This window comes from Malaciobacter marinus (assembly GCF_003544855.1).
GTDB classification, from domain to species: Bacteria; Campylobacterota; Campylobacteria; order Campylobacterales; family Arcobacteraceae; genus Malaciobacter; species Malaciobacter marinus.
The window spans coordinates 179,931-201,376 of record NZ_CP032101.1; the positions used below are offsets into that span (position 1 = coordinate 179,931).

The following is a 21,446-nucleotide window of genomic DNA, read 5'->3' on the forward strand; positions in this document are numbered from 1 at the left end:
TTTATAAACCCATTTTAAAAGGATTTAAAATATTATTTGGATCAAAAGCTTTTTTGATACTTCTAAATAGTTCAAGTTCAGCTTCATTAAATGCAATGTTCATAAAAGGTGCTTTTGAAAGTCCAATTCCATGTTCTCCACTTAATGTCCCACCCATATCTACAACAAGTTGGAAAATCTCTTCAATAGCTTTATGACCATCTTCCATCTCTTTTTCATTTGTTTTGTCTTTAACCATTACATTTACATGAATATTACCATCACCTGCATGGCCAAAACAAGGAACATTGAATCCGTATTTTTCCCCAATTTTGTAAATTTCATCAAGAGCTATTGGTAGTTTACTTCTTGGAACTGAAATGTCTTCATTTAATTTTTTTGTTCCATAAATGGCTGTTGCAGGACTAGCATTCTTTCTTGCAAACCATAATGCATTTGAGTGTTCTTCATCTTTTGCACTTATAAAATCTACTGATCCATATTCAGCAAATGCATCTTTTAGTGTTTGTATTTGAGAATCTATTTCTGCTTGGCTACTTCCATCCACATCTCCAACTAAAATTCCACCTGCATTTTGAGGAAGTTCTACTTGAGGAAATTTTTGTTTTAATGCTTTTATTACTAAAGCATCTAAAAATTCCATTGCAACAGGATTTGCTCCACTTGCAAGTGATTTAAATACTGCATTCATTGCTTTATTTACATCAGGAAAAACACCCATATATGTTTGTTTAAATTTTGGTTTTGGAATTAGTTTTAAAGTAATTTCTGTAATAACTGCTAATGTTCCCTCACTTGCAATCAAAATACCAGCAGTGTTATATCCTGCAACATCTTTAATTGTTTTTTTACCAGCTGTAATTATTTCACCATTTGGTAAAACAGCTCTTAATGCAACTACATAATCTTTTGTAATTCCATATTTTGCAGCTCTCATTCCACCTGCATTTTCACTTACATTCCCACCAAGTGTTGAATATTGTTCACTTGCAGGATCTGGAGGATAAAATAGTCCTACCTCTTCAACAGCTTTTTGAAATTCCATATTTATAAGTCCTGGTTGAACAACACCTACCATATTTTCCATATCAATTTCAAGTAGTTTATTCATGTGTCTTTCTAAACTTAAAATAATACCACCATTTGAAGGAAGTGCTCCTCCTGTAAAGCCTGAACCAGCACCTCTTGGAACAATTACTATTTTTTCTTCATTACAATATTTTAATATTTTAGATATATCTTGTTCATTTTTTGGAAAAACCACCGCATCTGGTTCAAATCTCTCTTTTGTAGCATCATAGCAATAAGCAATTAAGTGAGCTTTATCAGCTTTTACATTTTCACTTCCTACAATACTTTCAAAGTGTTCTAAATGTTTTTTATCTATCATTACTTTAATCCTAAAATTGATTTGTAATAATCATTATACATATCATTTTTATTTACTATTTCATCTTTTTTCATTTCACCCTCAAGTAAAATTTCTTCTTCTGATCTTTCATCATCACCAAAAATATCTTTTAAGAAACTAAGTTCAGTAATACTTTTAATTATACCTTCAAATGGAGCTTCTTCTATTCCACTAATTCTTGTATAAAAAGGCATTTTTTCTGTATCTAGGTAGTTATAAGCTAAAGTATAAAAATCTAAAATAGCAAATGTTTTACTATCAACTACATAAGCTTTATTTTTTATTACAACAAAAATTGTTCCTAGGTTTTGTTCAATTGCAAAATCTTGAATTGTACTTTTAGATGGTAAAGGTTCTCTTTGTGATTTTAAATTTGCTGCAAAAATATCAGAGTGTAAAAATGTATTTAATCTAAATTTTCCCCTTGCAACTTGAAAAGCATCTTGTGAAGGAGCAATTAAAAGTGATTTATCATACATGTAGTTTAAAATTAATGTATCACCGTTTTTAGGATTTGCATTAGAAGTTGGTATTGCATTTTGTTTTAAATCCATAAATGGAATAAATTTGATTTCAGAAGAGTTTTCTGAAGTTTTTGTAACATAAGCATTAGATACGATTAGTTTTTGTCCATCTTCATATTTCTTTAAAACTATACCACTTTGTCCAACTCTTAAATTCCCAATATCAACAGTAGCAGTTTTATTATTAACATTTTTTATACTAGTTTTAATCTCTTTAAAAGATAAAGGTTTTTGATTTTGAATTTTTAATGCAGCATTATTATCTACTTTTATTATATCATCAGTTGTTAAAACATATTGATAATTTAATCCCTCATCAGAACTTGTTATTTTTATATCTTTTAGTTTCCAACCATTTTTCTTCATGTCAAGTAGTGATAGTTCACCCTTACAAACACCACCATCTAGTTTTGTTTTTTCTATAGTTGAAGGACTTGTCCAGTCTTTTTTATAGCAAATCGTAGTATCAGCACTTACACTGTTTGCAAATAATAAAGCACTTGATGCTAATAATAGTTTAATTGAAGCTTTTTTCATTATTGTTTTCCTTATTTTGATTGTAACTCTTTTAATTTTTCTTTTACTGCTTCAACATGACCTTTTACTTTTACCTTAGTCCATAAAGCTGCAATTTCACCTTTTGGGTTAATAATAAATGTTGATCTTACTACTCCCATATACTCTTTCCCCATAAATTTTTTAAGTTGCCATATACCAAAGTCTTCACACATTTTTTTATCTTCATCAGATAAAAGAGTAATTGTTAACTCTTTTTTTTCAATAAATTTTCTATGTTTTGCAGTATCATCAGGACTTACTCCTAAAATCACTGCATCTAAATCATCAAACTCTGGTTCGTTCGCAGTAAACTCACAAGCTTCAGTAGTACAACCTGGAGTTAAATCTTTTGGATAGAAGTACAATACAATCCATTTGCCTTTTAAATCTCTTGAATGAATTTCAACATCATCTTGATTTTTTGCACAAAATTCAGGTGCTTTTGATCCAATTTCTAACATTTAAATCCTTTTATTTATTTTATTGCTATAAATGTTGCAAAGTTTACCCACTTAAATAGTACTTCGCAGTGGGAAAAACCTGCATCTAATATCATTTTTTTATTTTCATCATCAGTATATGGTATTAAAACATTTTCTAATGCTTCTCTTTTTTGTGAAATCTCAAATTCACTATAACCTTGTTTTTTCTTAAAATCATAATATGTATCAATGCATTGTTTATTTAAAACTTTGTTTGATGATATTACTTTTTCACTAAATATAAAAATACCATCATCTTTTAAAGAGTCATGTATTTTTTTAATAAGTTTTTCTCTTTGTAGGGGTCTAATAAATTGTAATGTATAGTTTGAAATAACTAATTTTGCATCATCATAAGATGTATCAAGTAAATCTTCATTTTTAAGTTTTATATCAATACCAAATGCTTTACATTTTTTTGAAGCCCTAGAAAGCATTGCACTTGAGTTATCAATACCTACTAAATTTAAATCAACATTTGATTGTTTTCCTAATTCTATAAGTGTTGATGCTGTTGAGCAACCTAAATCATATACCGTATCAGCTTCTTTTAAATAATTTAATGCAAAATCTATAGTTAATTCTTGCATTTGTTTATAAAAAGGAATTGAGCGATTTAGCATATCATCAAATACAGATGCTACATCTTCATCAAACTCGAATTGTTTTTTTATCGATTTTTCAAATATTTTATCTACCATAAGTATATTTTATCTAAATGAATATTAATTATTATTTATCAAAATACTTAAGTGCGTTATTTATATCTTTATCAATTTGCTTTTTTAAATCTTCAAAGTTATCAAATTTTTGATTCTCTCTTATTTTATCAATAAATTCAATTTGAATTTTACCCATAATATTTATTATATCTTCACCAATTAGATGGGTTTCTATAGCATAGCTACCATCTGTTGTTACTCTATGGCCTAAAAAAGTTACTGAATTATAAGATTTATCTTTTATTATTGTTTTTGTAATATAAACACCTTCATTTGGAAGAAGAAAGTTTTCAACTGTAAGATTAATAGTAGGAACAAAACTTTTTTTCCCTAAGCCTTGACCTTTTGTAGTTTGACCTATTATTTTATAATTTTTTCCTAAAAGTTCATTTGCTTTTTTTATATTTCCAACTCTAATGAATTCTCTTATATATCTTGAATGAATTGCAAGATTATTATCACATATTTCATCAACAACAATTACCTCTCCCTCAAAAAGTTTCTTAAGTCCTAAAGTATTGTATTTTCTATTTTTACCAAAACAAAAATCAAAACCAACAATAATCTTTTTAAGATTAGGAAACTCTTCTTTTAAAAGCTTTATAAACTCTTCTCCCTCAAGATGTTTAATATTATCAAGAACATAATAGTAAACAGGAAAGTGAGTGTATTCTTGTCTGTTACTTTTAGGAGTAAGATTTGAATGCCCAGATTCAATTACAACAATTGCACCATTTTGATCAAGCTTTTTAAAAAGTTGTTGATGAGCAATATGCATGCCATCAAAGCCACCAATTGCAATAGATGTAATATTTTTTTTATTTATCAAAGTAGAATAACTCTTCTTCATTACCATCTTTTCCTTGTATTTTACTATATGAACTATACTTTAAATTCCAATCAAAAATTTTTGTAGTATCTATAAATCTTTCTCTTGCTCTTAAAATGGCTTTTTTATCTTTTACAACACCTTTTTTATCTCTTTTTATATTTTTACCAACTTCAAATTGAGGTTTAAAAAGTATAATAATTTTATCTTTTGCCAATCTATTTATATCCTCAAGAATATTTAAAATAGATATAAAAGATACATCACAAGTTACTAAATCAAATTCTTTTTCAGATTTAAAATCTCTAATGTCTGTTTTTTCATAAAATAAAATTTTTCCATTATTTTTTATTTTTTCATGTAGTTGATTTGAACCAACATCAACACATGTTACACTATTTACATAATTATTTAGTAAAGTTTGTGTGAAACCACCTGTGCTACTTCCAATATCTAAAGCATTTAAATTTTTTATGTTTATATTTATTTCATCTAAAAAGTATTTAAGTTTATAAGCAGCTCTACTTACAAAAAAATCATCTTCTAAAATCTTTATATCTATTGGTTCTTCTACAATAAAAGAAGGCTTTGTAATTATTTTATTATCTACTTGAACTTTTTTTGATTTAATAAGTTCACTTGCTTTATTTCTACTTTGAATATCAAATTTTTTTGTAAGGTATTGGTCTAATCTCATAAAGATATTATAATATAAAAATATTCAAAAAATGATTATTTATTCTTACATAAGAGAAAAAATGCTTTAATAAAAAAGAATACAAATAAAAAGAGTTAAGATTGAAATATGTAAAAAAAGAGTTTTATGAAATCTTTGAAGAGAAAAAATCAAAATTTATTGCACACCTTTTTCCCTCGAAAAATTTTGATGAAGTAATGAACAGATTAAAAAAAGAACACCCAAAAGCTAGACATCATGTATATGCATATAGATATTTAAATGAATTAGAACAAATTGTTGAAAATAGTAGTGATGATGGAGAACCAAAAGGTACAAGTGGAAAACCATCTTTAAATGTTTTAGCAGGAAATGAACTTATTAATAGTGCAGTAATAATTGTTAGGTATTTTGGGGGAGTTAAATTAGGAACAGGAGGCTTAGTAAGAGCTTATTCTGATTCTGTAAATAAAGTTATAAAAAATAGTGAACTTTTTATATATGAAAAACTTGAAAATTTAACTATAAGGTGTGATTATAGTGAACTTTCAAAGTTGGAGTATGACTTGCAACTTTTAGAAATAAATATCTTAAATAAAGAGTTTAATACTGATGTAACACTTTTTTTGCAAGCTACAAAAGAGAAATTGAATATATTAAAATCAAAACTAGGAAGAAATATAATAACAATTTAAATATATAAGCTTTTAAAAGATATAATTTTTAATATTATTTTTTTAAGGCATTAGTATGAAATATTTTGTTTTATATTCACTACTTATTTTTAATACTTTTTTATTTGCGGAAGATTTAAAAAAAGAGGTTAAGTTTAAAAATTTGGACTTAAATGAATTAATAAAAGTAAGTTCAAAAGTCTTAAATAAGAACATACTTGTAAAAGCTGATATAAAAGGAAAAGTAGATTTTATCTCAGTAAAACCAATATCAAAAAATCAATTGCTTGAAGTATTAAAAAACTCATTAGAATCTTTTGGATATGAACTAATCAATAAAAATAGTTTTTATATAATAAATGAGAAGAAAGAAGAAGAGAAAGAAGAAAAAACAGAAGAAAAGATTGAACCTAAAGTAATCACAAAAGTAATTGCTTTAAAAAATATTGAAGTAAAACAGTTAAAGAAAATTTTACAAAAATTCAAGTCTATAAATAAATATGAAAAACTTTTTATTTCAAGTGATGATGAATCAAACTCTTTGATTTTGATTGGTAAAGTGCATATTATTAAGAAAATAGAATCATTAGCAAAAAAATTAGATAAAGATGAACCCCAAATATTTTTGAAAGCAAAAATTGTTGAACTTAATAGTAATCTTGTAAATAAAATCGGATTAAAGTATGGCTTACTTTCAGGTAAAACTTCAAATAGTGGAATTTTTACAATGGCATCAAATTTAAACTCAAACGAAGCAGTAGATTTTGATATAAGTAGTATTGGTTTATCTATTCCCACTTTAAAATCTTCAATATCATTAGGAGCTACATTATCTTTGTTACATCAAAATTATGCATTAAAAATTGTATCTGAACCCTCTATTTTATGTATAAATAATAAAAAAAGTACAATATATGTAGGGCAGAGTATATCTTTAAAGACTTCTTCTACTACAACAAGTGGAGGAAATACAAGTTACTCTTTTGAAAGAAAAGATGTTGGTTTAAAACTAGAGGTTAAACCAAAGTTAAAAAGAGATGATAATAAAGTTAGACTTTATATAAATACTGTTTTAGAGGGGATAAAAAATAGTACAACAAATAACCAACCAGATACAACTAAAAAAAGTGTTTCAACTTTTGCAGTAGTTTCAAATGGAGAGAGTATTATCTTAGGAGGATTAGTTGAAAATAGAAATGAGAAATTAGATGATGAGGTGCCTTATTTCTCCTCTTTACCTATAATTGGTAACTTATTTAAACATAAAAATAATTCTAGTAAACAAAGTAATCTTGTAATTGTAATAACTCCTTATATTATTCCAAAAAATAAAGATATAACTTTTATAAGAGAAGAATTGGCAAAATTAAAAAGATTAGAAGATTTATTACTTATAAAAAGTACACAAAATAAAAATGTTCACAATGAAAATAAATATTTAAAGCTACATAATCAAAGAGTAAAGAATCTTCTTGAAGGAAGATAGATTATTTTACAGTTGTCTTTGTTAGTAATGCATCTTCTATTAGTGAAGATTTAATACTTTTTATTTGAGAGTTTAATATCTTATTACAATCTGAACATAGTGTAATTAAATTTTCAAAATTATAACCACCTCCATTTGCTAAAGGTCTAATAAGAATGATTTGTGCATCTATTAGTTCAATATTTAATCCACATCTTTTACATTTACAATTATCTCTTCTATATGTAAACTCTTTTCTTTTTGACCAATCATTTGGTAGTTTTTCTTTTATTGGTTTACAGTTTTGTTCATAAGTACTCCAAAGAAAATCTTTGTGAATACATTTTTGAGTTTCAAGTTCATACTCAAAATCAAAAAATTGAGAAACTAAATCTTCAATAACTAATATTTGTCTAAGTTTTGCATCTTTTTCCATTTTAGTTTTTTGAATAATTGAATAGTCAAATTCTATTTTAGGATAGTATGTGTGTAAATAGTTTTTTATATTCTCTTCGAAGGTTTCAAAGTCACCTTGTCTTGTAAAAAAATTATATACTTTTTTTCTATAAATATATAATGGAGTCAATAAAATAATTATTATACTTCCAATGATAATAAAATCTGTATCAAGTATCATCTATACTAACTTTGGATTAATTAAGTGATTATTTAAAGACTTTTTGGCTTCTTCAAAATTTCCTGCGGCAAGATTTTTTAGTTCATCTATGTGTAAAACTGGAAGATTAACCTCTCTTCTTGCAATTTTATTTAACTCTTTTCTATTAAAATCAAATATGTAAAAATCATTTAAATTATCAACTACAATAAAATCTGCACCTTTATCAAAGGCTTCAAGAAGTACCGTTGAGGCTAATTTAAAAGTGAACTCTTTATTTATATGAAAACTATTTTTTGCCAAATCTATTGAAGAGTTTTCAATATGAATTATTTTTGCTTCTAATTTATTTAAATAGTTTAAAACATTATCACTATTACTATAATATGAAATATTAAATTCATTAAAGTTATTTTCAATATTTTCACTACTAGCTTTTTCAATTGAAATACTATTTTTTTTATTTATTTTAAAGTTTTGTTTATTCTCTTCTTTATCAATACTTAATAAATTTCTTAAATTTAATATAATTTTTTCTATACTATCATCTATATTAAATACTCTATTTTCTAAATTTGTATGATATTGTATTCCAAATTCGCATGTTTTAAGAATATTAAGTATCTCTTCTTTATTTTGATTATTTTCATTTATTAAATCATTTGCTAAAAGTAAGATTGCATCTCCAATATAGTCTTTTTCAAAGTTTAATGTATTTGAAGCATAATAATATATTTTATAATCTTCATATTTTTTAATATCTTTTTTTGAAATAAACTTTTCTAGTAAAGATAGTTTTGAATAAAAATCATCTTCATTTATAATTAGATCATTCATACATCTTTTAGTACTAATAGGTTCAATGGTGATTTCATTTCCTACTTTATTTACTAATTCCATTAAATTGATTTCGCAACTTGTAAAGATATTATTTACTTTTACTAAAAACGAGTCACAACTTTCGTAATAAAAACTCTCTTCTTTATTTATACTATTTAATAAATCTAAAAGAGATTTTTCATTTTCAATATTTAAATAATATTTCTTATAATATGGTAAGTAATCAGATTTGTAATCAAATTTAAATAATGATACTTCTAGTTTCATTTTTTGCCTTTACTTTTTATTCATTGTGTCTTTGAATATCAACACCAATTTCACTAAGTTTTTTTTCTAAATTTTCATATCCTCTATCAAGGTGATAAATTCTATGAATATCTGTTTCTCCTTGTGCAACTAATGCTGCTAGAACTAAAGCAGATGATGCTCTTAGGTCTGTGGCCATAACATCTGTACCATTTAATTTATTTGCAGTGCCATTTATTGTTGCTATATTGCCATTTAGGTGAATATCTGCACCCAATCTTAATAATTCACTAACATGCATAAATCGATTTTCAAATAATCTTTCATCAATTGTACTCGTTCCATTTGCTTGAGTTGCAAGTGCCATAAACTGTGCTTGCATATCTGTAGGAAAACCAGGATATTCAGAAGTTACTATATTTACAGGTTTTATATCTTCTGTAGGCATAATAGTTAAACTATTTTCTTCTTGTATGATTTCAAAATTCATCTCTTCAAGTTTTGAAATTATAGCTTCTAAATGTAAAGGGATAATATTTGTAATTGTAAGTTTAGAGTTTGTAATAGCAGCTGCACACATATATGTCCCAGCTTCAATTCTATCAGGAATGATATTAAAGTCTTTAAACTCAAGTAGTTTTCCTTTACTTCCTTGTATTATAAGTTTTGAAGTTCCAACTCCTTTTATATCAACTCCTGCATCTTGAAGCACTTCACATAATTGAACAATTTCTGGTTCTTTTGCTGCATTAATAATTGTAGTTGTTCCTGTTGCTAAACTAGCAGCCATAATTATATTTTCAGTACCACCAACAGTAACTTTATCAAATACAATCTTTGCTCCTTTTAACCCATCTTCACAACTTGCTTGAATATATCCGCTTTTTATTTCAATTTTTGCACCCATTTGTTCTAAGGCTTTTAGATGTAAATCCACAGGTCTTTGTCCAATTGCACAACCACCAGGAAGAGAAACTTCACAATGTCCAAATCTAGCTAATAAAGGTCCTAAAACTAAAATAGAAGCTCTCATTGTTTTTACAATGTCATAAGTTGCTTTTGTATTATTAATAGTTGATGTTTCTACATGTATTGTATGTTCATTTTTTGAATAAGAACTACCAAGCTTTTCTAATAATTTTAATAAAGTATTAATATCTACTACATCAGGTAAATTCCCAATTTCTATTTTATTTTTAGCTAAAATAGTAGAAGCTAGAAGAGGAAGTGCTGCATTTTTAGCTCCAGAAATACTAATTTTTCCCTTAAGTTTTTTATTACCAATTATTTTTAAATATTTCATTATTATCCTAGTTGTATATAATTATATGTATGAGTTTATATTCTATCAAATTATTGCTAAAAAGATTAGTAGTAATATTTACCTAAAAACAATAATCTTGCTTTAATTATAAACACAATAGAATTTCGCTTTAAAATTTAGGATGTATTATGAAAGAAGATGTTTCTTTAGGAATAAAGTATATGTTATTTGCTTCTTTAATGTTTGCTTTTATGGGAGCTAGTGCTAAAGAACTTAGTGACTCTGTTAGTTCAGTTGAGGTGGTGTTTTTTAGAAATTTATTTGGTGTTGCAATAATACTATTTTCAGTTTATAGAAAACCTTTAGTTCAAGAAGGAGGGAAACCTTTACTTTTAATTTTTAGAGGAATGGCTGGTTTTATTGCATTGTTAATGTTTTTTTATAATATTGCTGAAATCTCTTTAGCAGAAGCCATGACTTTTTCAAAAACCTCTACAATCTTTACAGCAGTATTTGCTTATATTTTTGTAAAAGAAAAATTGGGATTTAAAGGTTGGGTTGGTGTATTTATAGGTTTTATTGGAATACTATTTATAACCAAATTTGATGGAAGCACATTAGAAAAGACTGATTGGTTAGGAATTTTGAGTGGTGTTGGAGCAGCACTTGCTTATACTTCAATTAGAGAATTAAGAAAATATTATGATAGTAGGGCAATTGTTTTATCCTTTATGGGAATTGGAACAATAGGACCTTTACTTTTAATGTTAGTTGCAGAGTTTTACTCTCCTTCTACACTTGATTTTATGTTAGAAACTTTTGTTATGCCAAGTGGTAAAGATTGGTTTTTTATTATATTATTGGGAGTTTTTGCAACATATGCACAAATTTATATGACAAAAGCATACTCTTGTGCAAAGGCAGGTATTATAGGTACTATTTCTTATGCTAATATTGCATTCTCCATTATATTAGGGATGTTCTTAGGTGATGCATTTCCTGACATTTGGATTATTTTAGGTATACTTTTAATAGTAATTAGTGGATTTTTAGTTTCGTTGAAAAAGGATTAATGTGAACAATACTGTATTAATAATAGACATTACAATAGCATTATTTGTTATAATAATCATAGCTTGGTATGTGCATGATAAGTATGTACAAAGAGATCATCAGTTGTTAGTTAATTATCCAATTATTGGTAGGCTTAGATATGTTTTTGAAGAATTCAGAGAGCCTTTTAGACAATACTTTGGTGATGAAAAATTTTATGAGTCAAAAGATAAATTAGATTGGGTATATAAAGCAGCAAGAGATGTTCCCAATTATGCGTCATTTTCCCCTTCTCAACCTTTACCTAAACCAAAATTTATGCTAAGGCATGCCACTATCGTATTAAATGAAGATGAGGTAGATACACACTTTGAAGTGGTATTTGGTGAAAAAAGAAAATATCCATATCATGCAAAATCAATTATTGCAAGAAGTGCAATGAGTGATGGTTCTATCTCACCTGAGGGTACAAGAGCTTTTGTAAGAGGTTCTTTTATGGGGAATTTCCCAATTAATTCAGGTGAGGGTGGATTAACATCAAACTTCTTTGTTACACATAGAAATTATAAGCCTGAGTATATGACTGTGGTTCATGGAAATATTTTTCAAAGAGTTTGCAAAAAGATAGTACAAAAATTATTTAATGGTGCAATGTCAGCAGATGTATATAGAAGTTTAGTATTTAAAAAAGATCCAGAAGCTGAAACTTATGTTTTTGATTTAAAGTCAGAAATATTTCATAGACCAAATTGGGAAGCACCACTAGAAAACTTTCCAAAAGAAGTTCCTCAAGATATGCCTGATATTATATTGCAATTAAGTTCAGGTTTGTATGGAGCTAGGGATAAACAAGGAAATTTTGACCCAGATAGATATCAAAAAACTATGAGATTTTGTAAAATGACTGAAATTAAAATGGCACAAGGGGCAAAACAAACTGGTGGAAAATTAATTGCAGATAAAGTAAGCCCAGCAATAGCATATTATAGAAATGTTGAAGCACATAAAGATTTATTTTCTCCAAACAGATTCCCATATGCAAATAGTGTTGAAGAGTTATTTGATTTTGTTGGTAAACTTCAAGAACTATCTGAGAAACCAGTTGGTATAAAAATAGTTATTTCTGATATAGAAAATATAGAACCTTATGCAAAAGAGATTAAAAAAAGAGTTGATGCAGGTAATGATGCATATCCTGATTTTATATCTATTGATGGTGGAAGTGGAGGAAGTGCAACCGCTCCAATTGAAATGATGGAAAGAATAGGTCTTAATGCAAGAGACTCTATATATTTAGTTGATAAAATCTTAAGAGATTATGATGTAAGAGATAAAATAAAAATAGTTGCTAGTGGAAAAGTTTTAACTCCAGATGATTTAATCATTATTTTATCTTTAGGCGCAGATTTTGTTCAAATTGCAAGAGGTTTTATGATGAGTGCAGGATGTATTAGAGCTAGATATTGTTCAGGAACAAATGGTCATGAATGTCCAGTTGGTCTTGCTACTCAAGATAAAAGTAAAAGAAAAAAATATTTTGTTTATAAACATGCAAAATATGTAAGGGATTATCATAATAACTTACTAAAAGGTGTGAGAGGTCTTTTAGCAGTAATGGGACTTAAAAATGTAAATCAATTAAATAAACATAGATTGATTTTTCTTGATAAAGATTCAAAAGTGCATGATAATATTGATAGTGTATTTAAACGAAGACTTGATATAGGAAAAGATTTAGGAGATGAATATCATGAACTTAGATAAAGTTATCGCAGGTTTTTTTATTATTTTAGCTATGACAATAAACTTTGGGTTCTTTTATGGCGATATGGACTCTTTAGAAATGCATAGTAAATATGAATTATTTGCAGCTATTATTATTAATATAATTGCAACAACATTAAAACTTGGTGATAAAACACAAATGGGTTCAGTTTTACTAGCAACATCATTAGTTGCTGATATCCAATTAATAAGTGCAGCAGTTATTTGGACAGTTGCAGAATATGCTTATACAATTGATAGAGAAATTGTTGGAATGATTATCTCTTTATCAGGTGGGGCATTACTTGCAAATATTACTTCAGTTACATTATATGTTGGTGAAACAATAAAATCTAAAAGATAGGTTTAAAAGTGAAGAATAGTTCTTTATTTATCATTCTTTATCGAATGAGAGTACCTTTTTTAGTGATTATTATAGCCTATACAATAGCAATAACTGGCTTAGTTTTAATCGAAGGTAAGGATCCTAGTGGGAATCCTTATCAGATGTCTATTTTCGATGCATTTTATTTTGTTAGTTACACAGCAACTACTATAGGATTTGGAGAAACTCCTTATGAGTTTACATACGCTCAAAGAATTTGGGTGAGTTTTTCAATTTATATTACAGTAATTGGATGGTTTTATGGTATTGGTTCTTTAGTTAGACTTTTACAAGATAAACTATTTTTACAAGAGATTGAAAAAAGTAGATTTAAAAGACAAATTAAAAATCTAAAACAAAAATTCATAATAATATTAGGCTATAATCAAATTACTAGTGAAATAATAAAAAGAGCAATAGCTCAAGATATTAGAACTGTAGTAATTGAAAAAGGTGTAATTAAAGGTAATGAGCTTTTATTAGAAAATTTTACTCCCACAGTACCCTTGCTAATGAGTAATGCACATAGTTCAAAATCACTAGAAGAAGCAGGAATTAAAAAAACAAATTGTAAAGGTTTAGTTGCTCTTTTTGAAGATGATTCTTTAAATTTAAGAATTGCATTAACTTCAAAACTCTTAAATAAAAATGTAAAATTAGTCATAAAGTCAACTACTGAAAATCATACAGAAAACTTAAAAGATTTGGATGTTGAAATTGTTGCTAATCCATTTTCAATAATAGCAAAAGAGATAAATATGGCTTTGACTGCTCCTAATTTACTAAAATTAGAAAAATGGCTATTTAAAGTTGACACTCTTAATTCTTCTTTACCTCTTTTCCCAAAAGGTAAATATATAATTTGTGGTTTTGGAAGAATGGGACAAAGTGTTTATGATAAATTAAAAACAAATAATATAGAAGCCCATTTTATAGAAATAGAAAAGAAAAATGTAGAGTTTAAAAATACTGACTTTACAAAACTAACATATGCAAATGCTGATGATAAAGATACTTTATTGGAAATTGGAGTAACAAACGCAGTTGCAATAATAGCAGCAACAAATAATGACACAACAAATTTATCAATTTTAGCTACTGCAAAAAAGTTAAATCCAAAAATAATGACAATTGTAAGAGAAAATGAAATGGAAGACTTTTCAATTTTTAAAAGTGCAAATATAGATCATATTTTTATGCCAGCTAAAATCTTAATCAATAAAACTACCAATGCTTTAATAAATCCACTCTCAGATCTATTTAGTAGAATTATTTCAGAAAAAGATGAAATGTGGGCTGCAAAATTAGTTAGAAGACTTTTTGAAACAATAGATGAAAATCCACTTTTATTTGAAATTGAGTTAGATTTTGAAAAAGCACCAGAAGTTGCAAGATACTTAAAAATAAAAAAAGAGATAGAGTTAAAAATATTTAGAGTATCATTACACAATAAAGAACAAAAAAACAACGTTGTACCTTTGTTGATATTAAGGGATAAAGAGGAAATTTTACTTCCTTTATGGGATACAAAATTACAATTTGATGATAAAATTCTTTTTGCTTGTGATGAGCATGCAAAAAATGATATAGAGTATATATCTCAAAATATTTATGAATTTTACTATGCTTTAACAGGAAAAGAAAAAAGAACTATTTTTAAAGGATTATTTAAATGATTATTTTAACAGGACCATGTGTATTAGAAGATAGAGATACAGTAATGAAAATTGCAGAGAGTTTAAAACCATTAAGTGAAGATAAAAGAGTCGAGTTTTATTTTAAAGCTTCATTTGATAAAGCAAATAGAACAAGTATTAGTTCTTATCGAGGTCCTGGATTAGATGAAGGCCTTAAAATATTTGAAGAGGTTAAAAAACAGTTCGGATATAAAGTTATCACAGATATACATGAATCTTATCAAGCAAAACCAGCTTCGCAAGTTATGGATATTTTACAAATACCAGCTTTTTTATGTAGACAAACTGATCTTTTAGTTGAATCTGCAAAAACAAACTGTAAAATCAATATTAAAAAAGGGCAGTTTTTAGCAGCTGATGCTATGAAACATCCTGTTGAAAAAGTTTTACAAACAAGAGGTGTTAATACTATAAATTATGAGACTTCTAAAGAAAATGGTGTTTGGTTATGTGAAAGAGGAAACACATTTGGTTATGGATCATTAGTTGTTGATATGAGAAATTTAATACTAATGAGAGAATATGCCCCTGTTATTTTTGATGCGACACACTCTGTTCAAATACCAAGTACAGGTGGAACTACAGGAGGTAATTCAAAGTTTGTACCACATATGGCAAGAGCAGCTGCTAGTGTTGGTGTTGATGGATTCTTTTTTGAAACACATACTAACCCAACAATAGCTAAAAGTGATGGGCCAAATATGCTTAAAATTGATGAACTTTATAAAACAGTTGAAGATATTTTTGCAATAAAAGAAGCTTTAAAAAATTAAAGCTTTAATTTCTTAATTTTATTTTAGATATAATCGCAAAATATGAATAATATAAATAGCTAATTAATAGCTTTAAAATTGGAGTAAAGATGAATATTATAGAAGGTAAATTAAGACTAAATGGTAATGAAAAAGTTGCCATTATAAATGGAAGATTTAATCATATTATTACTGATAGATTAGTTGAAGGTGCAAAAGATGCATTTATAAGACATGGCGGTAATGAAGAGAATTTAGATTTATTATTAGTTCCTGGTGCATTTGAAATTCCATTCGCATTAGAAAAAGCATTAAAAAGTGGCAAATATGATGCTGTATGTTGTGTTGGTGCAGTAATTAGAGGTGCCACTCCTCATTTTGATTATATTTCAGCAGAAGCAACAAAAGGTATAGCAACTGTAACATTACAATATGGTAAACCTGTATCAAATGGAGTTTTAACAACAGATACAATTGAACAAGCAATTGAAAGAGCTGGTTCTAAAGTTGGGAACAAAGGTTCAGAAGCAATGGTAACAATTATAGAGATGTTAGACTTATATAACGAGTTAGGAAAATAATGGCTACAAGAACACAAGCAAGAGAATCAGTAATAGGTTTATTATATGCAGTTGATTTAGGCAATGAAGGAATAATAAATTTTATTGATGAGATATTAGAAGATAAAAAAATAAGAAATAAGCAAAAGACTTTTGCAATAAATCTTTTTAATGGTGTAATTGATAATTTAGACGAAATTGATAAAGAGATTGAATCTCATCTAACTCAAGGTAAAATTATAGATTTAGGAAATGTAGAAAAAGCAATATTAAGACTTGCTGTTTATGAAACTTTATTTGGTGAATTAGATAAACCAATTATTATAAATGAAGCAATAGAGTTATCAAAAAGACTTGCAAGTGATAATGCACCAAAATTTATAAATGGTGTTTTAGATAAAATCAAAAGGCAAAAATAGTGAAATTATGTATATCTTTAGATTTACCTACTGCAAAACAAAATCTAGATTTAGTAAAAAATATAACTAATGTTGAATTAAATAAAGAGATTTGGTTAAAAGTAGGATTTAGAACTTATTTAAGGGATGGAAAATCTTTTTTAGAAGATATAAAAAAGATAAATAAAGATTTTAAAATTTTTCTTGATTTAAAATTATATGATATACCTAATACTATGGCTGATGCAGCTGAAGATATTTCAAAGTTTGGACTTATTGATATGTTTAATGTTCATGCAAGTGCTGGAAAAGTTGCAATGAAAGAAGTAATGAATAGGATTAAAAATATTCCAAATAGACCACTTGTTTTATCTGTAACAGCTCTTACTTCATTTGATAATGATAATTTTAGAGCTGTATATAATGAAGATATTGATACAAAAGCTAGAAAGTTTGCTATTGATTCATTTGATTCTGGGCTTGATGGTGTAGTTTGTTCAGCATATGAAAGTAAAGATATAAAATCAAGTACATCAGAAGACTTTATAACTTTATGCCCAGGTATAAGACCTTTTGGAGAAGACTCAGGTGATCAAAAAAGAGTTGCAGATATCACAAAAGCTAAAGAAGAGCTTGTTGATTTTATTGTTGTTGGAAGACCTATTTATAAATCACCAAGACCTAAAGAGATAGTAGAAAAAATAATTAATACTATTTAAAACGATAAAAAACACTTGAATTTATAAGTAATTAAATAAAATCATTTATTTTAAGTGTTTTTTAAGTCACTAAGCATTATAATTCTCGTCCAGTTTTTGAGGTAATCAAAAAACTGTAAATTGGACAGATGGGTGAGCTGGCTGAAACCACTTCCCTGCTAAGGAAGCGTACTGGCAACGGTACCGAGGGTTCGAATCCCTCTCTGTCCGCCATAAAAATAAATAATGGAATTGGGTCATTAGCTCAGCTGGTTAGAGCACTCGGCTCATAACCGAGTGGTCGGAGGTTCGAGTCCTCCATGACCCACCAGTTGCGGGAGTAGCTCAGTTGGCTAGAGCTTCTGCCTTCCAAGCAGATTGTCGCGAGTTCGAGTCTCGTCTCCCGCTCCATTATTTTATTTTAAGTTATTTTAATTATAATTTTATTCGCATTTTTATGCGGGAGTAGCTCAGTTGGCTAGAGCTTCTGCCTTCCAAGCAGATTGTCGCGAGTTCGAGTCTCGTCTCCCGCTCCATGTGAAAGTTTTAAAGTATTTATGCGGGAGTAGCTCAGTTGGCTAGAGCTTCTGCCTTCCAAGCAGATTGTCGCGAGTTCGAGTCTCGTCTCCCGCTCCATAAATACATAACGCGGAATAGAGCAGTCAGGTAGCTCGTCGGGCTCATAACCCGAAGGTCACAAGTTCAAATCTTGTTTCCGCAACCAAATTTAGAAGTAAAATTTAATAAATATGTCAAGGTAGCTCAGCTGGCTAGAGCGCTGGTCTCATAAGCCGGAGGTCGGGAGTTCAAGTCTCCCTCTTGACACCACTATAAGTGCTGGTGTAGCTCAGTTGGCTAGAGCAGCTGATTTGTAATCAGCAGGTCGTAGGTTCGACTCCTATCACCAGCTCCACTTATATTGGGGTATCGCCAAGTGGTAAGGCAACGGCTTTTGGTGCCGTCATTCGTAGGTTCGAATCCTACTACCCCATCCATACTCAATTCTTAACAAAAATTCATTCAAAATTAGATATACTTAATTCAATTTAAATTAAGGTATCATTTTGCAAAAAATCTTTTATTTAATAATGTTTTTACTTAGTATAAATTTATGTGCTAAAAGTTTAGAAAAAGTTTCTTTACAACTATCATGGTTTAATCAGTTCCAATTTGCAGGATATTATATTGCAAAAGAGAAAGGATTTTATAAAGATGTTGGCTTAGATGTAGACATAAGAAATTTTGATTTTAATATAAATGTTCCAAATGAAGTAGATACAAAAAATGCGACATTTGGTGTGGGAAGAGAAACCTTACTTTTAGAAAAAAGTAATAATAAAAATATAATAGCTTTATATGCTATATTTCAAGCATCTCCATTAATTTTACTCTCTTTAGATAATACAGGTATAAACTCTATTCGTGATTTTAATAATAGAAAAATCATGACTACAATTGATGATTCTAGTGAAGTGTCACTTAAAGCAATGATTAGCTCACAAAATATTGATTTTAAAAGATTAGAATTTTTAAAACATACCCATGATATTATGGATTTAGTAAATAAAAAAACAGATGTAATTTCGGCTTATATATCTAAAACTCCATATGATTTACAAAAAATGGGCATTAGTTATAATGTTTTTTATCCTAAAGATTATGGTTTTGATATGTATAGTGATTTTTTATTTACGAATGTAGATGAAATAAAAAATAATGAACAAAGAGTTATTGATTTTAAAAATGCTTCTTTAAGAGGTTGGGAATATGCTTTTTCACATATACATGAAGCAGCAAATTTGATTTATGAAAAATATAATGAACAAAATATACCTTTAGATGCATTAATTTATGAGGGCAAGGAGTTAAAAAAACTTGCATATTATATGAACTCAGATTTGGGTGAAATAAAAAAAGAAAAAGTTCAAAGAATTTTTGATTTATATAATGTAATGGGTTTAGCAAAAAATCCAATTTTAATAGATGATTTTATTTATGATGATAATTATACACTTTTTACTAAAGGTGAAAAAAATTACATAAATAATACAACTGCAATTAATGTTTGTATAAATCCTAGTTTAATCTCTTTAAAGCATAACTCAAATAAAGAATATACTGGAATATTAAAAGATTTTTTAGATTTAGTAACCAAAAATAGTAATTTGAAATTTAATTTAATAACGAAAAAAAATTGGGAAGAAACAATTAAGTCTATATCTACAAATGAATGTGATATTATATCAACAGCTTCAAAATCACTAAAAATAAAAAACAAACTAAATTTCACAAAAAGATATATTGATATTCCACTAGTTCTTGCAACAAAAGATAAAGTTTCTTTTATTGATAATATTGCTTCATTGAAAAATAAAAAAATTGGAGTTGTAAAAGATATTACTTTTATTGACTTTTTAAAAAAACATTATCCGTATTTAGATATTGTTGAAGTAAATAACATAAATGAAGGTTTGAAAAAAGTATCAAAAAATGAATTATTTGCACAAGTGGATACAATTACTGCAATTTCAAATGAAATACAAGAGAATTTTTTAACAAAACTTAAAATTTCAGGAAAATTAAAAGAAAACCTACCACTTTATTTTGCAGTAAGAAAAGATGACAATTTTTTACTAAATATTTTAAATAAGTCTATTAATTCCATAGATGATTTTGCAAAACAAAAGATTGTTAATAAATGGATAAGCATAGAATTTAAAAATAATTTCGATTATTCACTAATATGGAAAATACTTCTATTTTTCGTAACAATATTATCTATTTTACTATATAGACAAAGATTATTAAATAAAGTAAATATTGTATTAAAAGACAAAGTAGATGAAAAAACTAAAGAATTAAAAAAATTAAATGAATCATTGGAAAAAAGAGTAGAAGAGGAAGTTCAAAATAATAGAGAAAAAGATAGATTATTATCTCAACAAGTAAAGATGGCCGCAATGGGTGAAATGCTTGAGAATATTGCCCATCAATGGAGACAACCTTTATCTATTATTTCTACAACATCAAGTGGTATTGTTATGCAAAAAAAAGCAGAAATATTAAAAGATGAATTTTTAATAAAATCAATGGATACTATAAACGATACTGCACAATATTTATCTAAAACAATAGAAGACTTTAAAAACTTTTATGAACCAAATAAAAATATTGTTAAGTTCAATATTAAGACAATATACACTAAAACATTAGATATTATTGATTCTAAATATAAAAATTTAAATATAAAATTTATTGAAAATATTGAAAGCATAGACTTACTTGGATTAGATAGTGAATTAATTCAAGTAATAATTAATATTTTAAATAACTCAAAAGATGCATTAGAAACTAATAACAATCCTGATGAAAGATTTATCTTTGTAGATATTTATAAAAAAGATAATTTTTTGATAATTAGAATAAATGATAATGCTGGTGGAATAGATGAATCAATTATTGATAGAATTTTTGAACCGTATTTTACAACAAAACATAAATCACAAGGAACAGGAATAGGTCTTTATATGAGTCAAGAAATTGTATCAAAGCATATGTATGGAGAAATAACAATTAAAAATAGATATTTTAATTATAACAATAAAAGCTATACAGGAGCACAGTTTAATGTTAAAGTACCACTTAAACTATAAATATAAGAGTAGAAAAGCATTTAATTAAATTAAATCATAAAAACCTCAAAAATTTAAGCCAAAATTAAGACTAAACCCTTGACAAAGGGAAAGAATTTGTCTATAATTCCCGTCCAAATTCGCTGAGGCAAACAAGAGATTGAGAGCTGAAGAAGGGATTGAGTTCTTTAACACAAAGT

The 21,446-nt window shown here is 27.2% G+C and carries 20 protein-coding genes and 9 tRNA genes; 20 read left to right on the top strand and 9 right to left on the bottom strand.

Annotation, left to right across the window (positions count from 1 at the left end; translation table 11 throughout):
- Position 1: 1 nt before the first annotated feature.
- The 6 genes from AMRN_RS00860 to tlyA are packed head-to-tail and all read right to left on the bottom strand — an operon-like array spanning position 2 to position 5,223.
- Complete coding sequence (locus AMRN_RS00860; RefSeq protein ID WP_099310549.1) at positions 2-1,390, bottom strand: FAD-binding oxidoreductase; 1,389 nt, start codon at positions 1,388-1,390, stop codon at positions 2-4.
- Positions 1,390-2,472, bottom strand: a complete 1,083-nt coding sequence (locus AMRN_RS00865; RefSeq protein WP_099310548.1) for a plasminogen-binding N-terminal domain-containing protein — start codon at positions 2,470-2,472, stop codon at positions 1,390-1,392. The genes AMRN_RS00860 and AMRN_RS00865 overlap by 1 nt, the downstream gene beginning before the upstream one ends.
- Positions 2,473-2,483: 11 nt before the next feature.
- Entirely contained in the window at positions 2,484-2,954 is a 471-nt protein-coding gene (gene bcp, locus AMRN_RS00870) for a thioredoxin-dependent thiol peroxidase (protein WP_099310547.1), read from the bottom strand.
- A 14-nt stretch (positions 2,955-2,968) separates the two neighbouring features.
- Positions 2,969-3,676 carry a carboxy-S-adenosyl-L-methionine synthase CmoA gene (cmoA, locus tag AMRN_RS00875; RefSeq protein WP_099310546.1) on the bottom strand — a complete coding sequence of 236 codons (708 nt, stop codon included), beginning with the start codon at positions 3,674-3,676 and terminating at the stop codon, positions 2,969-2,971.
- 31 nt (positions 3,677-3,707) lie between these two features.
- The gene (locus tag AMRN_RS00880; RefSeq protein ID WP_099310545.1) at positions 3,708-4,547 is read right to left on the bottom strand and encodes a bifunctional riboflavin kinase/FAD synthetase; all 840 of its coding nucleotides are present in this window, start codon (positions 4,545-4,547) and stop codon (positions 3,708-3,710) included.
- Positions 4,516-5,223 (bottom strand): 23S rRNA (cytidine-2'-O)-methyltransferase TlyA, encoded by a 708-nt coding sequence (gene tlyA, locus AMRN_RS00885; RefSeq protein ID WP_099310544.1) that lies wholly within the window; start codon positions 5,221-5,223, stop codon positions 4,516-4,518. Before tlyA ends, AMRN_RS00880 begins: the two co-directional genes overlap by 32 nt.
- A 101-nt stretch (positions 5,224-5,324) precedes the next feature.
- Between tlyA and AMRN_RS00890 the strand changes: the two genes are divergently transcribed.
- Together AMRN_RS00890 and AMRN_RS00895 are read left to right on the top strand one after the other, a co-directional pair.
- Positions 5,325-5,897, top strand: coding sequence for a YigZ family protein (locus tag AMRN_RS00890; protein WP_099310543.1), 573 nt, complete (start codon positions 5,325-5,327; stop codon positions 5,895-5,897).
- 55 nt (positions 5,898-5,952) lie between these two features.
- Positions 5,953-7,362, top strand: coding sequence for a type II secretion system protein GspD (locus AMRN_RS00895; RefSeq protein ID WP_099310542.1), 1,410 nt, complete (start codon positions 5,953-5,955; stop codon positions 7,360-7,362).
- Between the two features lies 1 nt (position 7,363).
- On the opposite strand, the gene AMRN_RS00900 is transcribed toward AMRN_RS00895, so the two are convergent.
- From AMRN_RS00900 to murA, 3 genes are read right to left on the bottom strand one after another with little or no spacing between them, the layout of a single operon-like run.
- Entirely contained in the window at positions 7,364-7,978 is a 615-nt protein-coding gene (locus AMRN_RS00900; RefSeq protein WP_099310541.1) for an HNH endonuclease, read from the bottom strand.
- Complete coding sequence (locus AMRN_RS00905; protein ID WP_099310540.1) at positions 7,979-9,064, bottom strand: HdrB C-terminal domain-containing protein; 1,086 nt, start codon at positions 9,062-9,064, stop codon at positions 7,979-7,981.
- 16 nt (positions 9,065-9,080) lie between these two features.
- Entirely contained in the window at positions 9,081-10,346 is a 1,266-nt protein-coding gene (gene murA, locus AMRN_RS00910; protein ID WP_099310539.1) for a UDP-N-acetylglucosamine 1-carboxyvinyltransferase, read from the bottom strand.
- 149 nt (positions 10,347-10,495) lie between these two features.
- On the opposite strand from murA, the gene AMRN_RS00915 reads away from it, so the two are divergent.
- The 18 genes from AMRN_RS00915 to AMRN_RS01000 all read left to right on the top strand — a co-directional run bounded on the left by AMRN_RS00915 (position 10,496) and on the right by AMRN_RS01000 (position 21,267).
- A complete protein-coding gene (locus tag AMRN_RS00915; protein WP_099310538.1) occupies positions 10,496-11,380 on the top strand; it encodes a DMT family transporter in 885 nt (294 codons plus the stop codon).
- Between the two features lies 1 nt (position 11,381).
- Positions 11,382-13,124: an FMN-binding glutamate synthase family protein gene (locus AMRN_RS00920; RefSeq protein WP_228150798.1), complete on the top strand. Its 1,743-nt coding sequence runs from the start codon at positions 11,382-11,384 to the stop codon at positions 13,122-13,124.
- Positions 13,111-13,488: a DUF6394 family protein gene (locus AMRN_RS00925; protein ID WP_099310537.1), complete on the top strand. Its 378-nt coding sequence runs from the start codon at positions 13,111-13,113 to the stop codon at positions 13,486-13,488. Before AMRN_RS00920 ends, AMRN_RS00925 begins: the two co-directional genes overlap by 14 nt.
- Before the next feature lie 8 nt (positions 13,489-13,496).
- Complete coding sequence (locus AMRN_RS00930) at positions 13,497-15,185, top strand: potassium channel family protein (protein WP_099310536.1); 1,689 nt, start codon at positions 13,497-13,499, stop codon at positions 15,183-15,185.
- On the top strand, positions 15,182-15,979 hold the full coding sequence (gene kdsA / locus AMRN_RS00935; RefSeq protein ID WP_099310535.1) for a 3-deoxy-8-phosphooctulonate synthase: 798 nt from the start codon (positions 15,182-15,184) through the stop codon (positions 15,977-15,979). Before AMRN_RS00930 ends, kdsA begins: the two co-directional genes overlap by 4 nt.
- A gap of 89 nt (positions 15,980-16,068) precedes the next feature.
- The gene (gene ribH, locus AMRN_RS00940) at positions 16,069-16,539 is read left to right on the top strand and encodes a 6,7-dimethyl-8-ribityllumazine synthase (protein WP_099310534.1); all 471 of its coding nucleotides are present in this window, start codon (positions 16,069-16,071) and stop codon (positions 16,537-16,539) included.
- Entirely contained in the window at positions 16,539-16,937 is a 399-nt protein-coding gene (gene nusB, locus AMRN_RS00945; RefSeq protein WP_099310533.1) for a transcription antitermination factor NusB, read from the top strand. Before ribH ends, nusB begins: the two co-directional genes overlap by 1 nt.
- Positions 16,937-17,635: an orotidine-5'-phosphate decarboxylase gene (gene pyrF / locus AMRN_RS00950; protein ID WP_099310532.1), complete on the top strand. Its 699-nt coding sequence runs from the start codon at positions 16,937-16,939 to the stop codon at positions 17,633-17,635. The genes nusB and pyrF overlap by 1 nt, the downstream gene beginning before the upstream one ends.
- A gap of 122 nt (positions 17,636-17,757) precedes the next feature.
- Positions 17,758-17,848: transfer RNA gene (locus AMRN_RS00955), tRNA-Ser, on the top strand.
- 20 nt (positions 17,849-17,868) lie between these two features.
- Positions 17,869-17,945, top strand: a tRNA-Ile gene (locus AMRN_RS00960).
- 3 nt (positions 17,946-17,948) lie between these two features.
- A tRNA-Gly gene (locus AMRN_RS00965) sits at positions 17,949-18,025 on the top strand.
- 48 nt (positions 18,026-18,073) lie between these two features.
- Positions 18,074-18,150, top strand: a tRNA-Gly gene (locus AMRN_RS00970).
- Between the two features lie 23 nt (positions 18,151-18,173).
- Positions 18,174-18,250, top strand: a tRNA-Gly gene (locus tag AMRN_RS00975).
- 11 nt (positions 18,251-18,261) lie between these two features.
- Positions 18,262-18,338, top strand: a tRNA-Met gene (locus AMRN_RS00980).
- Between the two features lie 27 nt (positions 18,339-18,365).
- Positions 18,366-18,442 (top strand) — tRNA-Met (locus AMRN_RS00985).
- 8 nt (positions 18,443-18,450) lie between these two features.
- Positions 18,451-18,527, top strand: a tRNA-Thr gene (locus AMRN_RS00990).
- Between the two features lie 7 nt (positions 18,528-18,534).
- A tRNA-Gln gene (locus AMRN_RS00995) sits at positions 18,535-18,609 on the top strand.
- 69 nt (positions 18,610-18,678) lie between these two features.
- The gene (locus AMRN_RS01000; RefSeq protein WP_228150797.1) at positions 18,679-21,267 is read left to right on the top strand and encodes an ABC transporter substrate-binding protein; all 2,589 of its coding nucleotides are present in this window, start codon (positions 18,679-18,681) and stop codon (positions 21,265-21,267) included.
- The last annotated feature ends 179 nt before the right edge of the window (positions 21,268-21,446 follow it).

Excerpts from the sequence above, each read along its gene's own strand:
- cmoA (WP_099310546.1), bottom strand. The coding sequence starts at position 3,676 with ATGGTAGATAAAATATTTGAAAAATCGATAAAAAAACAATTCGAGTTT.
- AMRN_RS00880 (WP_099310545.1), bottom strand. The coding sequence starts at position 4,547 with ATGAAGAAGAGTTATTCTACTTTGATAAATAAAAAAAATATTACATCT.
- AMRN_RS00860 (WP_099310549.1), bottom strand. The coding sequence starts at position 1,390 with ATGATAGATAAAAAACATTTAGAACACTTTGAAAGTATTGTAGGAAGT.
- bcp (WP_099310547.1), bottom strand. The coding sequence starts at position 2,954 with ATGTTAGAAATTGGATCAAAAGCACCTGAATTTTGTGCAAAAAATCAA.
- AMRN_RS00925 (WP_099310537.1), top strand. The coding sequence starts at position 13,111 with ATGAACTTAGATAAAGTTATCGCAGGTTTTTTTATTATTTTAGCTATG.
- murA (WP_099310539.1), bottom strand. The coding sequence starts at position 10,346 with ATGAAATATTTAAAAATAATTGGTAATAAAAAACTTAAGGGAAAAATT.
- kdsA (WP_099310535.1), top strand. The coding sequence starts at position 15,182 with ATGATTATTTTAACAGGACCATGTGTATTAGAAGATAGAGATACAGTA.
- tlyA (WP_099310544.1), bottom strand. The coding sequence starts at position 5,223 with ATGAGATTAGACCAATACCTTACAAAAAAATTTGATATTCAAAGTAGA.
- ribH (WP_099310534.1), top strand. The coding sequence starts at position 16,069 with ATGAATATTATAGAAGGTAAATTAAGACTAAATGGTAATGAAAAAGTT.
- nusB (WP_099310533.1), top strand. The coding sequence starts at position 16,539 with ATGGCTACAAGAACACAAGCAAGAGAATCAGTAATAGGTTTATTATAT.
- AMRN_RS00915 (WP_099310538.1), top strand. The coding sequence starts at position 10,496 with ATGAAAGAAGATGTTTCTTTAGGAATAAAGTATATGTTATTTGCTTCT.
- AMRN_RS00865 (WP_099310548.1), bottom strand. The coding sequence starts at position 2,472 with ATGAAAAAAGCTTCAATTAAACTATTATTAGCATCAAGTGCTTTATTA.
- AMRN_RS00895 (WP_099310542.1), top strand. The coding sequence starts at position 5,953 with ATGAAATATTTTGTTTTATATTCACTACTTATTTTTAATACTTTTTTA.
- AMRN_RS00900 (WP_099310541.1), bottom strand. The coding sequence starts at position 7,978 with ATGATACTTGATACAGATTTTATTATCATTGGAAGTATAATAATTATT.
- AMRN_RS00905 (WP_099310540.1), bottom strand. The coding sequence starts at position 9,064 with ATGAAACTAGAAGTATCATTATTTAAATTTGATTACAAATCTGATTAC.